Here is a 13,273-nt window from a genome sequence, read left to right on the forward strand (position 1 = left end):
CCGCCGCCTTGATGAAAAGGAAATTCATGATGGACAAACTGCCCACGGGTACGCCGACAGTGTCCCGCCGCGGCCTGCTCGGCGGCGCCGCCGCCGTCTCCGCCGCCCTGCTGACCGGCTGCGGTGCGCGGCCCGACCCGACCGGAACCCCCGCCGGGCCACCCCGGCGGGGCGGCCGGCTACGGGCGGCGTTCGCCGGCGGCGGCGTCAACGAGACGCTGGACCCGCACCTGGCCAACCTGTTCAACGAGGCGTCCCGGGCCAAGGCGATGTTCGACAAACTCGCCGACTACGGCCCCGACGTCTCCATCCGACCCCGTCTCGCCGAACGCTGGGAGCCCAACGGCGACCTCACCCGCTGGCGGATCACCCTGCGCGAGGCGACGTTCCACGACGGACGGCCGGTCCGCGCCCCCGACGTGCTGCACAGCTACGCCAGGATCACCGACCCGAAGAAGGCGTTCCGGGCCAGGGCCAGCCTCGGCCTGCTCGACCTGCCCCACAGCCGTGCCGTCGACGACCGCACCGTGGAACTGGCCCTCACCCGCCCCTTCGCCGAGTTCCCCAACGCCCTGGCCGCGTTCGGCGCGTACATCGTCCCCGAAGGCACCGACACGTTCACCCGACCCGTCGGATCCGGACCGTTCACCTTCGACTCCTGGCAGCCCGGCCGGACACTGCTGCTCAAGCGCTACGACGGCTACTGGGACGGTGCCGCCCACCTCGACGAGCTCGAATACCTGATCAGCAACGAGGAATCGGCCCGGGTCAACGCCCTGCTCGCCGGCCAGGTCGAGTACGCCCACGACATCACCCCCACCACCGCCCGCACCCACGCCGGCAGCACCCGGCTGACCGTCACCCGGATGCCGAACAGCACCATGCAGTCGTTCGCCATGAAGGTCGACCGGCCACCGTTCGACAACCGGGACCTCCGCGAGGCCATGTTCCTGCTCACCGACCGCCAACAGCTCGTCGACACCGTCCTCGGCGGCTCCGGACAGATCGGCAACGACCTGTTCGGCAAGGGCTACCAGCACTACGCCGCCGACATCACCCAGCGCCCCCACGACCTCGACCGCGCCCGCTACCTCGTCGACAAGGCCGACGCCCGGGGCCTGCGGATACGCCTCGACACCGCCGCCGTGGCCAGCGGCTTCGTCGAGGCCGCCAGCGTCCTGACCGACCAGGCCCGACAGGCCGGCCTGATCATCGACACCGCGCTGGGCAACAGGGACACCTACTGGAAGGACATCCTCGACACCGGAGCGTTGGCCTCGTACCGCTCCGGCGCCATGCCCATCGAGACACACATCTCGCAACGGCTGCTGACCACCTCCACCACCAACGCCACCCGGTGGACCCGGCCCGACTTCGACGCCCTCTACACCCGCGCCGTCACCAGCACCGACGAGGTGACCCGCCAGCAGGCGTACGGTGACATGCAGCGCGTCCTGCACGCCGAAGGCGGCTTCCTGATCTGGGGCTTCGCCGACTTCCTCGTCGCCACCGCCCCCCGCGTCGCCGGCGTGTCCGCCCAGGCCCCGGCCAACACCCTCGACTGGGCCCGCTTCGACAAGGTCTGGCTGGGGTGAGCCTGTCCCGCTACGCCACCGGGCGGCTCCTGCTCGGCCTCGGGCAGGTCGCCGGGATCACCACCATCGTGTTCGCGCTCACCGAGGCACTGCCCGGTGACGCCGCCGTGGTGATCGCCGGCGACCAGCCCGACCCGGCCCGGATCACCGCCATCCGGGAGCACCTGCACCTCGACCGGCCGGCCTGGCAGCGCTACCTCGACTGGCTCACCGGCCTGCTGCGCGGCGACCTCGGCGTGTCCCTGGTCTCCGGACGGCCGATCGCCGACCGGCTCGCCGACAGCGCCGGCGTCACCCTGCTCCTGGCAACGGTGACCCTGCTGGTGCTCGTCCCGCTCGCCGTCACCCTGGGCATGCTGGCCGCCCGCCGCGAAGGGGGACCACTGGACCGGACGGTGTCCGCGGTGTCGGTCGCCCTGTACGCGGTGCCGGAGTTCGCCCTGGCGATCCTGCTCATCGCCGTCTTCGGCGTCCGCCTCGGCTGGCTGCCACCCACCGCCTTCGGCACCGACCTGCTCGCCCGGCCGTCGGTGCTCGTCCTGCCGCTGCTCGTCCTGCTCGCCCGACCCGTCTGCACCATCAGCCGACTCACCCGCGCCGGCCTGCTCGACGCGCTACGGGCCGAACACCTCCGCCACGCCCGACGCCTCGGCATCACCGGCAGCCGGCTCTGGCTGCGCCACGCCCTGCCCGACGCGCTGGCACCGGTCGTGCAGCAACTCGCCCGCACCACCGACTGGCTCCTCGGCGGTGTCATCGTCGTCGAGGCGGTGTTCGTCATCCCCGGACTCGGCACCGCCCTGGTCGACGCGGTGGCCACCCGCGACGTGCCCACCGTGCAGGCACTGTGCGTCCTCGTCGCCGTCACCACGGTGCTGGTGAACCTGGCCGCCGACCTGGTGGCCTTCCGGCTCGCCCCGCGTACCCCGGTGGGCCGATGAGACGGCCACGCACCCTGACCGCGGCGGTGCTGCTCACCGCGCCGCTGGGCCTGGCCGTGGCCGGCCCGCTGCTGGCCGGCGAGCCGACCGGCCGCACCTTCCCGTTCGCCGACGACGGGCCGCTGGGCACCGACTTCGTCGGCCGCGACGTCGCCCAGCAGGTCCTGCTCGGCGGCCGGTCCGTGGTCACTGTCGCCGTCGCCGCGACCCTGCTGGCGTACCTCGTCGGGGTACCGCTCGGGCTGCTGGCCGCGTCCACCCGCCGCCGGTGGGTCGACGAACTGCTCATGCGCCCCCTGGACCTGGCGCTGGCCGTACCGTCGCTGCTGCTGCTGATCCTGCTGGCCGCCACCGCACCACCCGGACCCCTCACCCTGGTCGGCATCGTCGCGTTGATCGGGCTACCGGAGATCACCCGGATCACCCGCGCCACCGCGCTGCCGCTGGCCCACGGCCCGGCCATGGAGGCGATGCGCCTGTACCGGGAAACCTGGTGGCGACGCGGCCCCGGCCACGTCGGCACCGGCATCCGCCGGGTCCTGCTCGCCGACGCCGGCGTCCGGTTCGTCGGTGCGACGTACCTGGTGGCCACCGCCAGCTTCCTGGGCATCGGCGTCGCCCCCGACGCCGCCGACTGGGCGGTCATGGTGGACCGCAACCGCGCCGGACTGTTCCTGCAACCCTGGGCCGTCGCCGTGCCGGCCACCCTCCTCGTCGCCCTGGCCGTCGGCCTCAACCTGGCCACCGACCGGGCGCTGACCACCCGTCGCACCGACCCGTCACCCCGGCCCGCACCCACCACGACCGCCCCCCGTCCGTCGACGGCCGCAACCCTGCTGGAGGTACGCGACCTCACCGTCACCGCCGGCGACACCCGCCTGGTGGACGGCGTCTCCTTCGACCTGCCCGGCGGTCGGATCCTCGCCGTCATCGGCACCTCCGGCAGCGGCAAGACCACCACCGGCCGTGCCCTGCTCGGCGGGACCACCCCGGGCACCACCCACACCGGCACTGTCACCCTGGCCGGTACCCCCGTCACCCCCCACACGCCACCACCGCCCGGCACCGTCGGCTACGTCCCCCAGCAACCCGGCACCGCGCTGCACCCGGCCCGCCGCGTCGGCGCCGTGCTCGACGAGATCACCCGGCACCACCTTCCCGGCACCGGCCGCAGCGCCCGCAGCCGCGCCGTCGCCGCCGTCCTCGAACGGGTCGACCTGCCCACCGACCGCCGGTTCCTGCGCCGCTTCCCGCACCAGCTCTCCGGCGGCCAGCAGCAACGCCTCGTCATCGCCCACGCCCTGCTCGCCCACGCCGTCCTGCTCGTCGCCGACGAACCCACCACCGGGCAGGACGCCCCCACCCGCACCGACGTCGCCCGGGAACTCACCACCCTCGCCCGCGACGGCCTCGCCGTGCTCCTGCTCAGCCACGACCTGCACCTCGTACGCGCCGTCGCCGACCAGATCCTCGTGCTGCACCAGGGAGCCGTCGTCGAACACGGCCCCGCCGTCGACGTGCTCACCACCCCCCGCCACCGCCACACCCGGGACCTGCTCGCCCCGCCACCGCGCCGGCCACCGTCGGCGGCACCGCCGGACCGACCCCTGCTGCACGTCGCCGGCCTGACCGCCACCCACCGCGACGGCAGCCGACGACGCGACGTGCTCCGCGACGTCACCCTGACCGTCCCCGCCGGGCGGTGCCTGGCCGTGGTCGGCCGGTCCGGCAGCGGCAAGACCACCCTCGCCCGCTGCCTCGCCGGCCTGCACCCCGCCCACACCGGCGTGCTGACCCTCGACGGACGACCCCTCGCCCGGCACCTCGACCACCGCCGCCCGGACGACCTCGCCGCCATCCAGTACGTGTTCCAGGACGCCCGCGCCAGCTTCGACCCCCACCGGACGGTCCTCGACCAGACGGCCGCCCCGGCACGACGTCTGCACCACGCCCCACCGGAGCAGGCCCGCCGCACCGCCCTGGACCTGCTCGCCCGGGTGGGCCTCGACGAGGCCACCGCGACCCGACGCCCCGACCGGCTCTCCGGCGGCCAACTGCACCGCGCCGCGCTCGCCCGGGCGCTGGCCAGCAGGCCCCGGGTGCTCGTCTGCGACGAGACCACCGCCGGCCTCGACCGGCTCACCCAGCACGGCATCCTCACCCTCCTCGACGAACTGCGGCACCGTATCCGGCTGACCGTCGTGGTGATCACGCACGACCGGGACGTGGTGGCGCACCTCGCCGACCACGTCGTCGTCCTCGACGACGGAACCATCGTCGACCGTGGCCCGGCCGACGACCTGCTCCACCGCGCACACCACCCGCTGACCCGCGCCCTGCTGCCCACCCACCCGGCGGACGACACCGCACCCACCCACCTGTGACCGGAGGAACCATGCCGCACCACCGCGTCGGCCCGTACGAGGTCAAGCCGGCGGAGCGCCGGCACGTCGACGGGGCGCGCAGCGTCATGCTCGACACCTTCTACCGCGACTTCGGCTTCGGCTACCGCCCCGAATGGCACGCCGACGTCATCGATCTCGACGGCACCTACCTCACCCCCGACCGGCACGCCCTGTTCGTCGCGACCACGGGCGACGAGGTCGTGGCGACCACCGCCGTACGCGCCGCCGCGCCCCACTGCCCACCCCACCCGCGTTTCCTCGCCGAGCGCTACCCCGACGACACCACCGCGCAGCTGTTCCGGGTCTACGTGCGGCCCGGACACCGACGTTGCGGTCTCGCCCGGGCACTGGTCGCCCTCGCCGTCGACTTCGTCACCCGGCAACTCCGCTACCAGGCGCTCTACCTGCACACCGACGCCCGCGTGCCCGGTGCCGAACCGTTCTGGCGGAGCCTGGCGACGCCGGTCCACGACGCCCGCGACGGCCGCGACGACACCTGCCAGACGATCCACTTCGAGATCCCGCTGCCCGGCCGCGCCCGGTAGCCGCCCCGTCCCCGGCGGGGGTGCCGGACCCACGTCCTGATCCACCGGCCAGCGGGGGCCACCGGTCGGACCGTGCCGCCCGGCTTGATCTGGAGCGCACTCCAGGTGGCAGGGTCGACGCCGTGGCAGGGAACAGGGGAGTGGCCCGTAACCAGGTCGTGCTCGCCTGGCTGCTGCGCCAGGGCATCCGGCCCATCGTCGGCGTGAGTGACCTCGCGCAGCTCGACGAGGCCGTCGACGCGGTGTCGTGCCGTTGGAGGACGAGCACCTGGCCCGGCTGGCCGGTGCCCGCTGAACAGGAATGGGAATGCCCGCGTCGTCCGGAGGCACCGGGTGGATCGGCTTCCGCCGGGCCGGTGCCTCCGTCGGGCGAGGGCGGCACCGGCCGGTCCGGCGGCGCGTCAGGTGGCGAGGGTGGCCAGCGGCTCCAGGCCGTAGGTGCGGGCGTAGCCGTTCTCGGTGCCCACGACCAGGTCGACGACCTGAAAGTAGCGGTCCCAGAAGGGGGTCTCGCGCAACGCGTCGATCAGCAGGCGGTAGGCGTCGTGGTCGTCGGCCTCCCAGACCCAGATGTCGGTGACCCGCGCCGAGTAGAACTCCGTGTCGTAGAAGCGGGAGCGGACACCGCGGGTGCGGGCCTGGAGGACGGGGAGAACGTGGGTGGTGAAGGCCTGGACGCGTTCGGTCACGGTCATCGCCAGCCACTCGGGCGTGGTTTTGACCAGCATGAATGCGGTGACCGGCGGCTCGGTTCGGTCAGTGGGCATCGGCGGTCTCCTGCGGGGTGAGGACGGCGGGCCTGAGCGTCCGGGCGCACCACTGCGCGAACGCGGTGGCCGTTCCCGCCTGCGGTGCGCGGTCGACGCCCGCGTCCAGGCCCGCATCCTTGGCGCGTTTCATGTCGACCATGGCCTCGACGAACACCGCGTTGAGGCCGTAGCCGAGCATGGTGGAGCGCAGTTCGTCGAGCGACTGACGCTGGTAGCGGACCGGACGGCCCAGTTCCTCGGTCATGATGCGGGCCAGGTCGTCGGGCGAGAGGTCCTGAGGGCCGAGCACAGGGACGGTGCCCGCACCGGTCCAGGAGCGGTCCAGCAGCAGCCCGGCCGCGGCGGCGGCGATGTCGGCGACGGCGACCATGGGGGCCGGACGGTCCGCGGCGGCGGTGTCGGTGAAGACGCCGTCGTCGCGGATCGCGTCGACCTCCTCCAGCAGGTTCTCGTAGAAGGACGGGCAGGCCAGGGCACGGTAGGCGACGCCGGAGCCGGCGATGAGGTCGTCCATCGCCAGGGAGGCGGTGACCAGCCCGGCCCGGGCGGCCTGCGGGGTGCCACGGCCGAGCGCCGAGACGCCGACAACATGACCGACGCCGTGGGCGGCGAAAGCCCGCGCGGCCGGGCGGGTGAAGCCGCGGTAGGCGTCGTCGGGCGTGACGGAGGCGTCCGGCGGCACCAGCCAGAACACAGCGTCCGCCCCGGCGAAGGCACGATCGACGGTTGCGGCGTCGCCGTGCGAGCCGACGACCACCTCGACCCGTCCACGGACGCCTTCGGGTAGCCGGGCCGGATCCCGGACGACGACCCGCAACTCCTCACGGCCGGCGGGTGCGGCCTCGATCAGCAGCGACAGCAGGTGCCGCCCGATGTTCCCGGTGGGACCGGTAATCACGATCATGAAACCTCGATTGTCGGATCGGCAGGACCCACCCATCGTGCGGACGGGCACCGCATTGCCACAATGGGAACTTCAGCATCCAATCATTGCCTGAAGTGGAATAACTACGGTGAGCAGCCCAGCCCCGAACCTCGATGCCAACCTCGCCGTCGCTCTCGACGCCCTGCTGACCGAGCAGAACGTCACCCGCGCCGCCGCGCGGTTGCAGACCTCCCCCGCGGCGATGAGCCGTACCCTGGCCCGGCTGCGCCGGGTGCTCCGAGATCCACTACTGGTGCGGGCCGGACAGCGGATGGTGCCCACTCCGCGCGCCGAGGCGCTGCGCGACGAGGCCGGCGCGGTGGTGCGCCGGCTGGAGGCGTTGCTCGCCCCGAGCGGCGGAATCGATCCCGCGGCACTGCGGCGCACCTTCACCGTCCAGGCCGCGGACCTGGTCGGTGCCGCAGTCGTGCCCGGTCTGATCCGGCTCGCTCGACGGCGGGCGCCGGGCGTCTCGCTGCGGGTGCTGGCCGAGGAGTGGGAGGCCGGCCCCGCGCTGCGTGACGGACGGATCGACCTGGAGATCGGGGCCATCGACCACGTCGATCCGGAGACGCGCGTCGAAGAACTCGTCACCCTGACGATGGCGGCCGGTGTCCGGGCCGGGCACCCACTCACCGAGGGGACGCTGACCGCCGCCCGGCTCGCCGCGGCCGAGCACGTGGCGGTCAGCCGCCGCGGCCGTTTCACCGGGCCGCTGGATACGGCCCTGGCCGCGCAGGGGCTCAGCCGGCGGGTCGGCGCCGTCCTGCCCGGACACCTGGCCGCGATGACGCTGGCCGCGGCCGAGGACGTGGTCTGCCTGGTACCGACGGCGCTGCCGGGTGAGCCTCCGTCACGGCTCAGCGACGCGGCGCACGCGCTGGGACTGCGCCTGCTGGAGATTCCGTTGCCGCTGCCAGCACTGACGATCGGTATGGCCTGGCACCCACGGCACAGCGCCGACGGCGCCCACCAGTGGCTGCGTGACGCCGTGCGCCACGTGCTCCGTCCCGTCGGCGAGGAATAGCCGGGGCCGGAGTTCGCGTGCCCCCGACCTGCCGGACCAGCCTGGGGCCGGAACGCCGGACTCCCGCACCGGGTCGGGTCGGTGTGCCGGCCGCTGCGCCGAGGACCGGCGTGTCAGGCCGCGTCCACCTGCCCGTCGGGGAGGGCCGCACCCGTCAACGGGGTGGCGAGCCGGTGGGTGCGGACGCGGCGGATCACCGGCGACGGCGGGCCATCCACTGCCAGAGGTGGGTGCCGTGGTGGCTCGGGTCGTTACGGGCCACGTAGATCCAGGAGAAGTGACCGGGGAACTGGTAACCGTTCCAGACGACATGGTCGTAGAGGGTGACCAGTGATCCCGGGATGAGGTCGTGGGCGTGGACCGTGTTGGTCCCGGGTGGCACGGTGCCGTCGTCGAGCGAGGTGACCAGCCAGGTCGGGGTGCGGATCCCCGCCAGCTCCGCGTCGGTGATCAGCGGCGGGCCGTCGCCACCGAGCGGCTCGACGACGCCGCAGACCGGCACCGACGCGGCGAACAGGTCGGGGTAGGCGACCGTCATCTTCAGAGCCATGTAGCCGCCGTTGCTGCAACCGGCCACGTAGATCCGGTCGGGGTCGACGCGCTCACGGCGGACGAGGTCCTCGACGATCTCGCGGATCAGCGGGGCGAACCGGGGACCGTCCTCCATCCAGTAGGAGGTGCTCTGGGGGGCGACGACGTACGCCCCGGAGAAGATCCGTTGTGCCTCCGGGGTGGCGAAGCCCAACGCGCCACGGTTGGCGCGCAGCGTGGTCTCGTTGTCGTAGTAGCCGTCGGGCAGCGAGGCGCCCTCACCGGCACCGTGCAGCCAGAGGACCAGCGGTCGTCCGCCGGGGCGTGCTGAGCGCTTCGGGGAGTACAACCGGTACTTCAGGCCGGAGCCCGAGACGTGGTGGCTGAAGGCGTCCACCTCGGGGTTCGACAGTCGCCCCTGCACGAAGTCGGTGATGGTGACGGGTGGGCCGTGCCGCCGCACGAGCGGGCTGTTCTGCGTGATGGTGTAGACGAGGTCCAGCCGGACGTTGCGGCCCTTGCTCAGGATGTAGCCGAGGGTGCCACCGCCGAGTTGACCTTCGCCGTGGCTGAGATCGAGCACGATGTTCCCGCGCCGGTCGAGCCGGGCCTTGGTCACCGTACGGTCCAGGTCGTACTCGCTGAAGATCAGATCGCCGGGGGCGATCGGAACGGGGCTGGTGGCCCTGGCGTGCACGGTGAACGTGCCGGGGTGGAGCCCGGCGGTGTCGATCGGCCCGAGCCGTGCGGTGTGCAGGGTGACCGAGGTGACCTGTTCACCGCCGTCGAGCGTGGTCGCGTCGAGGGTGAAGCTCACGCTGGCGGGGCGGTGACCGTCGGCGTGGGCGGCCGGGCCGGGCAGCGCCATGCCGACCGCGACGCCGGCCCCACCGGCCAGGACGGAGCGGCGAGTGACGGACGTTGACATGCGGCCCCCGGGGAGCTAGGTAGACGCTCATCGATAGAAGGTCAACCTAGCGCCGCAGAGATCCGCTGGCAACCGGTGCCGGCTCGGATGATCGAGCGGCGGTCGCGACGGTGGCCACCCCGGGACTCTCCACACGCGGTGCGCCGCCCGGCCCGCCCGGCAACCACGGGCACCCGCCACGGTCACGGACGCCGCGCCGTGATCAGGACGTATCCCGGAAAGCCACCCCGGCCACGCTCGTCCGCACCCGCCTCGTCCCGGAACAGCCAGTTGGTGATGCTCGTGCCGTACAGCCGCGCGATGTCGGGGTGCAGCCGGCTGTACTCCCGAAGCTGCTCCTGGGCCGGGGGAGGGAAGACCGCGCGCCCGGTGACGTCCCGGATGTCGAGCACCGCGAACCTCGCCTCCCGCAGCAACGGTCCGTAGTCGTCGATGGCGACGAGGTTGACGACCTCCGCCGGCTCGTCGTAGCCGGGCCGGCGGAAACAGTCGGCCAGCGCCAGCCGCGATCCCGGCCTGCGGAGGCAGATGCTGGGTGTCCGCCTCGTCCGGGCGGTCACACACCGTCGTGCTCGTCCGCCGCGGCGGGCTGGTCGTCCTCGACAACACGGTGTTCTTCGGCCGGGTGGTCGACGAGGAACACCAGGACCGGGACACCGCCACCATCCGGGAGCTGAACGTCTCGCTGCTCGCCGACGACCGGGTCGACCTGGCGATGCTGTCCTTCGCCGACGGCCTCACCCTGGCGGTGAAGCGCTGAGGGACGTCGGATGCCGACTGACGGGCGCGGGCCGCCCCGGCAGGCCGCGCAGCCGTTGCCGTGCGGTCGCGTACGCGCTGCGCGCCGGCATGATCTGCGGCGCGCGGGCCGGGTACCGCCGGCCTGCCGGCGCGGTTCGGGGTCAGTCGGCGCGGCGGTAGTGCACGATCAGCGCACCGTTGCGCAGCGGCTCCGCCGAGACCAACTCGAGCCGACGCGTGCCGGGCAGCCCGTCCTGGTACAGGGTCGGACCGTGGCCGGCGATCCGGGGTTGGACCATCAACCGGTACTCGTCGATCAGGTCCAGCCGGTCCAGCTCGGTCGCCAGCCTGCCGCTGCCGAGCAGCACCCCGGCCGGAGTCGCGTCCTTGAGCCTCTGCACGCCCGCCCGCAGATCACCGGTGACGTGGTGGCTGTTGGTCCACGGGAAGTCCGTGCGCGTCGACGACACCACGTACTTGGGCTTGGCCTCCAGCTTGGCCGCCCACTCGCGCAGCGCCGGGGGGGCGTCCACGTCGCCGCGGGCGACGGCCGGCCAGGCACTCTCCATCATCTCGTAGGTGACGCGCCCCCACAGCATCGCCCCGCTCTCGTCCATGAGTCGGGTGAAGAAGGCGTGCGTCTCGTCGTCCGCGATCCCCTCCTCGTGGTCGACACAACCGTCCAGGGTGACGTTGAGGCTGAAGGTCAGGAGTCCCATGATCGGCGAGTCTAGTGCCGCCACGGCGTCGGCCCGGGGACGCTCGGCACCTCGACCCGCGCCGCGGGCGGCAGCCGTACGTCAGCGACGAGGTGCCGCGACCGCCGCCACGCCACGCGCCATCATCCGTAGCGCGAGAGCGGCCATGAGGCGCGCGGGCACCATGCGCCCCGACCCTCCGTTCGACCCTGACATCCGTGTCAATGTCAAAGGTAGCGGCAGCCGCGTGACCTGTGCCGGGACACCCGTCCCGCAGCCGGTGTCGGGCGCTCGGCCGGCGATGACGGGACGACGCGCAGGGCTGTCAGCGGTGGGTGCCGCGGGCGGAACCGATCACCAGAAAGGTGTTGTCCGGCCACGCGTACGAACCGGTGCCACCCGGCTCGGCCGGCCGGAGGAAGACGATCCGCACGAGCCGGGGCCACCAGCGGGTCGGCTCCGACCAGGAGCACTGGACCCGTCGCTCACCTGTGTCGGCACAATCCCCGACCTGTCGCCATGCGTCGAGCTGACCGGCGACCCCGGACCGGACCTGGTCCCACGTGGTAGCCGGTGGCAGAGCATAGGTGTCAACCTCCGGCACGCCGCGGTCGTTGTGCAGATCGGTGAAGACCTCCGACGTCCGGTTGTCGACGACCGTCGTGTACCCGCCTTCGGGCAGCACCGTCGACGCCCCCGTCGGCGCTGCGACGGGTACCGGCTCGCCGGCCGTCGTCCAGCGCACTCCGGCCACCACCGCCACGCCCAGCAGGAGAAGCACCCCGACTGTCGCAAGAAGCACGCGCACGACCGGAAGTCTATGGGTACGGGGCCAGCGGCCATGCCTCTGCCGACGGCCGCCGTGGGGTCTCCGAGCTGGCCGACGCCGTCGAAAGCCTGGTCAGAGAAGCTCACTGAGCCGCTATGACCGGGCGACCGGTGATCCGTCGTCCGCCCTCGGGCGTCGCCGTCCGGGCTCCTCGCCGGGGGCGGTGCCCGGGCTGGCGTCGAGGTGGGCGGCGATGCTTTCCGGGAGCGGGTAGACCTGCTCGACGGGCAGGTGGGCTGCGGCGGCCTGGTCGTCGCCCCGGCGCAGAGGGCGATCTGCGGCGGGTACGCCTGGTACACGGTGACGGTCGCGGTCGAGTAGCGGGCGCGGATCTGGCGTACGGGAACGGACACCGGCCGATCCTCGACGGTCAGGACCCGGCCGGTCCACCGGATTCCGCCGCCCCGGCGACGCCCGTCACGGCAGCGCGCTGGTCGGACCGGCCGACTCGCCGTCGACCAGGATCGTCACCCGGTCCGGGTAGAACGCGGTCAGTCCGGCGATGTTGGCCACGCCGGGCAGCGGCTCGGGATAGAACCAGGCGATGGATTCTCCCTCCGGCCCGGGTACGTCGCGCAGCGACCAGTACGAGGCGATTCCCTTGTACGGGCAGCGGGTGTGGTGGTCCGAGGGCAGCAGCAGGTCCCGGGCCAGGTCGTCGGCCGGGACGTAGTAGCGGGTGGGCAGTCCGGTCTCGAAGAGCAGCACCGGTCGACGGGTGTCGGCGAGCACGACGTCCCGGTGCTTCACCACCACGTGCCGGGAACTCGGCAGCGAGTCGACGCGGGAGAAGGGATCCCGGGGGTGCACGAACACCTCCTCGTCCTCCTCGTACCATCGCTCGATGCCCTGGCCGAACCACTCCCGCCAGGCCAGGCACACGGTCTCGGCGAAGACGTCGCCGGGGTAGGTCCACGCGGCGTTGGGAAGGGTGAGACCGTCGACGGTCAGGTCGTGGAAGCTGCTCCCGGCCCGGGTTCCGGGCGTCGGGGGCCGGGCGGCGGGCCGTAGTGTCGCACCGACCACGTCGGTCAGGGGGAAGACCCAGAAGGGTACCGGCAGCCCGGGTTCCCAGACCAGCAGCGGCCGTCGGCTGTCCACGACGACGATCTCGCCGACGGTGCCCCGGACCCGACGTTCGCCGGGGTGGTAGGTGAGCCGGTCCCCGGGTGGGGCGAAACGTGGTGCGGGCACGAGCATGGTGACCCCCTCGGCACACGTGTCTCAGCACGTGTTCGTCCATCATGGCTGGTGTCGGCGGGTCGCTGCCGCCCTCCCCGGGCCGCCGGCTTCCGTCCCGTCGCTCGGGTCCGCCGTCGCGATCGGCGGCGGACCCGA

14 protein-coding genes are annotated in these 13,273 nt (G+C 73.0%); 7 read left to right on the forward strand and 7 right to left on the reverse strand.

Annotation, left to right across the window (positions count from 1 at the left end):
* The first annotated feature begins 26 nt into the window (after positions 1-26).
* The 4 genes from O7612_RS11410 to O7612_RS11425 are packed head-to-tail and all read left to right on the forward strand — an operon-like array spanning position 27 to position 5,486.
* The gene (locus O7612_RS11410; RefSeq protein WP_282272909.1) at positions 27-1,595 is read left to right on the forward strand and encodes an ABC transporter substrate-binding protein; all 1,569 of its coding nucleotides are present in this window, start codon (positions 27-29) and stop codon (positions 1,593-1,595) included.
* Complete coding sequence (locus tag O7612_RS11415; protein ID WP_282272911.1) at positions 1,592-2,536, forward strand: ABC transporter permease; 945 nt, start codon at positions 1,592-1,594, stop codon at positions 2,534-2,536. Before O7612_RS11410 ends, O7612_RS11415 begins: the two co-directional genes overlap by 4 nt.
* Positions 2,533-4,920 (forward strand): ATP-binding cassette domain-containing protein, encoded by a 2,388-nt coding sequence (locus O7612_RS11420; protein WP_282272913.1) that lies wholly within the window; start codon positions 2,533-2,535, stop codon positions 4,918-4,920. Before O7612_RS11415 ends, O7612_RS11420 begins: the two co-directional genes overlap by 4 nt.
* An 11-nt stretch (positions 4,921-4,931) precedes the next feature.
* Positions 4,932-5,486 (forward strand): GNAT family N-acetyltransferase, encoded by a 555-nt coding sequence (locus O7612_RS11425; RefSeq protein WP_282272915.1) that lies wholly within the window; start codon positions 4,932-4,934, stop codon positions 5,484-5,486.
* Positions 5,487-5,887: 401 nt separating this feature from the next.
* On the opposite strand, the gene O7612_RS11430 is transcribed toward O7612_RS11425, so the two are convergent.
* Positions 5,888-6,253 (reverse strand): darcynin family protein, encoded by a 366-nt coding sequence (locus O7612_RS11430; RefSeq protein WP_282272917.1) that lies wholly within the window; start codon positions 6,251-6,253, stop codon positions 5,888-5,890.
* Positions 6,243-7,160 carry an NAD(P)H-binding protein gene (locus tag O7612_RS11435; protein ID WP_282272919.1) on the reverse strand — a complete coding sequence of 306 codons (918 nt, stop codon included), beginning with the start codon at positions 7,158-7,160 and terminating at the stop codon, positions 6,243-6,245. Before O7612_RS11435 ends, O7612_RS11430 begins: the two co-directional genes overlap by 11 nt.
* Positions 7,161-7,269: 109 nt before the next feature.
* On the opposite strand from O7612_RS11435, the gene O7612_RS11440 reads away from it, so the two are divergent.
* A complete protein-coding gene (locus O7612_RS11440) occupies positions 7,270-8,208 on the forward strand; it encodes a LysR family transcriptional regulator (protein WP_282272921.1) in 939 nt (312 codons plus the stop codon).
* 193 nt (positions 8,209-8,401) lie between these two features.
* On the opposite strand, the gene O7612_RS11445 is transcribed toward O7612_RS11440, so the two are convergent.
* Together O7612_RS11445 and O7612_RS11450 are read right to left on the reverse strand one after the other, a co-directional pair.
* Positions 8,402-9,667: a PHB depolymerase family esterase gene (locus O7612_RS11445; RefSeq protein WP_282272923.1), complete on the reverse strand. Its 1,266-nt coding sequence runs from the start codon at positions 9,665-9,667 to the stop codon at positions 8,402-8,404.
* Between the two features lie 182 nt (positions 9,668-9,849).
* Complete coding sequence (locus O7612_RS11450; RefSeq protein ID WP_282272925.1) at positions 9,850-10,227, reverse strand: hypothetical protein; 378 nt, start codon at positions 10,225-10,227, stop codon at positions 9,850-9,852.
* 8 nt (positions 10,228-10,235) lie between these two features.
* On the opposite strand from O7612_RS11450, the gene O7612_RS11455 reads away from it, so the two are divergent.
* Complete coding sequence (locus O7612_RS11455) at positions 10,236-10,427, forward strand: hypothetical protein (protein ID WP_282272927.1); 192 nt, start codon at positions 10,236-10,238, stop codon at positions 10,425-10,427.
* 142 nt (positions 10,428-10,569) lie between these two features.
* On the opposite strand, the gene O7612_RS11460 is transcribed toward O7612_RS11455, so the two are convergent.
* Both O7612_RS11460 and O7612_RS11465 read right to left on the reverse strand, forming a co-directional pair.
* Positions 10,570-11,127 carry a dihydrofolate reductase family protein gene (locus tag O7612_RS11460; protein WP_282272929.1) on the reverse strand — a complete coding sequence of 186 codons (558 nt, stop codon included), beginning with the start codon at positions 11,125-11,127 and terminating at the stop codon, positions 10,570-10,572.
* 304 nt (positions 11,128-11,431) lie between these two features.
* Positions 11,432-11,914 carry a hypothetical protein gene (locus O7612_RS11465; protein WP_282272931.1) on the reverse strand — a complete coding sequence of 161 codons (483 nt, stop codon included), beginning with the start codon at positions 11,912-11,914 and terminating at the stop codon, positions 11,432-11,434.
* Between the two features lie 204 nt (positions 11,915-12,118).
* Here O7612_RS11465 and O7612_RS11470 point away from each other — a divergent pair, with 204 nt between their 5' ends.
* A complete protein-coding gene (locus tag O7612_RS11470) occupies positions 12,119-12,256 on the forward strand; it encodes a hypothetical protein (RefSeq protein WP_282272933.1) in 138 nt (45 codons plus the stop codon).
* Positions 12,257-12,352: 96 nt separating this feature from the next.
* Here O7612_RS11470 and O7612_RS11475 read toward each other — a convergent pair whose 3' ends face one another.
* Positions 12,353-13,135 (reverse strand): DUF427 domain-containing protein, encoded by a 783-nt coding sequence (locus O7612_RS11475; RefSeq protein WP_282272935.1) that lies wholly within the window; start codon positions 13,133-13,135, stop codon positions 12,353-12,355.
* Positions 13,136-13,273 lie beyond the last annotated feature (138 nt).

Source organism: Micromonospora sp. WMMD987 (assembly GCF_029581435.1).
Lineage (GTDB): Bacteria > Actinomycetota > Actinomycetes > Mycobacteriales > Micromonosporaceae > Micromonospora > Micromonospora rifamycinica.

Coding starts and splice junctions, on each gene's coding strand:
- O7612_RS11475 (WP_282272935.1), bottom strand. CDS start 13,135: ATGCTCGTGCCCGCACCACGTTTCGCCCCACCCGGGGACCGGCTCACC.
- O7612_RS11430 (WP_282272917.1), bottom strand. CDS start 6,253: ATGCCCACTGACCGAACCGAGCCGCCGGTCACCGCATTCATGCTGGTC.
- O7612_RS11425 (WP_282272915.1), top strand. CDS start 4,932: ATGCCGCACCACCGCGTCGGCCCGTACGAGGTCAAGCCGGCGGAGCGC.
- O7612_RS11460 (WP_282272929.1), bottom strand. CDS start 11,127: ATGGGACTCCTGACCTTCAGCCTCAACGTCACCCTGGACGGTTGTGTC.
- O7612_RS11410 (WP_282272909.1), top strand. CDS start 27: ATGATGGACAAACTGCCCACGGGTACGCCGACAGTGTCCCGCCGCGGC.
- O7612_RS11420 (WP_282272913.1), top strand. CDS start 2,533: ATGAGACGGCCACGCACCCTGACCGCGGCGGTGCTGCTCACCGCGCCG.
- O7612_RS11445 (WP_282272923.1), bottom strand. CDS start 9,667: ATGTCAACGTCCGTCACTCGCCGCTCCGTCCTGGCCGGTGGGGCCGGC.
- O7612_RS11435 (WP_282272919.1), bottom strand. CDS start 7,160: ATGATCGTGATTACCGGTCCCACCGGGAACATCGGGCGGCACCTGCTG.